This is a genomic window from Nonomuraea sp. NPDC049480 (assembly GCF_044465905.1).
Classification (GTDB): Bacteria; Actinomycetota; Actinomycetes; order Streptosporangiales; family Streptosporangiaceae; genus Nonomuraea.
On sequence record NZ_JBITMD010000086.1, the window covers coordinates 1 to 1,326 of the forward strand.

At 69.9% G+C, this 1,326-nt stretch carries 1 protein-coding gene; it reads left to right on the top strand.

Annotation, left to right across the window (positions count from 1 at the left end):
* Positions 1-128: 128 nt before the first annotated feature.
* Positions 129-1,326 (top strand): IS701 family transposase (locus tag ACIBX3_RS61230; protein ID WP_397130035.1); only part of this gene is annotated, 1,198 nt, incomplete at its 3' end.

Genomic DNA, 1,326 nt, shown 5'->3' on the forward strand with positions numbered 1-1,326 from the left:
GCGTTGAGGTGGCATGAAGACGGCCACCACGTGATCATTCGGAGTTTGTGAAGACATCCCAAGATCGCGTGATGGCCGTGGCCGACACTTTAGACCCTGACGGCTGGATGGTCACCTTCAACGACCTGATGGGCCGGATCGCCGGGCGCTTTGGCCGCGTCGAGCCACGTCGCACCGCCACCGCCTACGTCCGAGGGCTGCTGTCCGACCTCGAACGCAAGAACTGCTGGAATCTGGCCGAGCACGCCGGGCTGAGTGGCCCGCAGGCGATGCAACGCCTGCTGCGCACGGCATGCTGGGACGCCGACGCCGTACGCGACGACCTGCGCGACTACGTCATCGAGCAGTTCGGCCCCGACGGGGTGCTGATCGTGGATGAGACCGGCTTCCTGAAAAAGGGCGCCGGCTCGGCCGGAGTGCAGCGGCAATACACCGGCACCGCAGGGCGGATCGAAAACAGCCAGGTCGGCGTGTTCCTCGCCTACACCACAGCGCGGGGACGCGCGCTGGTGGACCGGCGGCTCTACCTGCCCGAACACTCCTGGCTGGCCGACCCCGGGCGGTGCGCCAAGGCCGGGGTGCCCGAGCACGCCGCCTTCGCCACCAAGCCCGTCCTGGCAGCCGAGATGATCGCCGCTGCGCTGGATGCCGGGCTGCCGGCGCGGTGGGTGAGCGGTGATGAGGTCTACGGCCAAGACCCGCGCCTGCGCGGCCTGCTGGAACAACGCGGGGTCGGCTACGTGCTGGCGATCGCGGGCAACCGGCGGGTGCACCTGGACGGGACCGACCGCAGCGTGGCCGACATCGCCGCCGGCCTGGCCGATCGGCACTGGCACCGCTACCGCGCCGGCCAGGGCGCCAAGGGCCCGCGCTGGTACGCCTGGGCCTGGGCGCGTATCGACGAAACCGGCCCACAGGGCAAGGCCGACGGATATCGGTGGCTGCTGATCCGCCGCAACCTGACCACCGGCGAGCTGGCCTTCTACCGCTGCTACGCGCCCACGCCCAGGCCGCTGATGGCCCTGGTGAAGATCGCGGGCACCAGGTGGGCTGTGGAGGAGTCCTTCCAAGCAGCCAAGGGCCAGGTCGGGCTGGACCACTACCAGGTGCGCGGCTGGCGGGCCTGGCACCGGCACATCACCCTGGCCATGCTCGCCCTGGCCTTCCTGGCCACCATCGCCGCCGCCCAACGGCCCTGCGACGAGAAACACATCGCGCTGACCATGCCCGAGATCCGCCGCCTGCTGGCTGTCCTCATCCTGACCCGCTGCTGCACCACCCGGCAGGTTCTGCACTGGTCACAATGGCGCCGCCGTCATCAAGCCG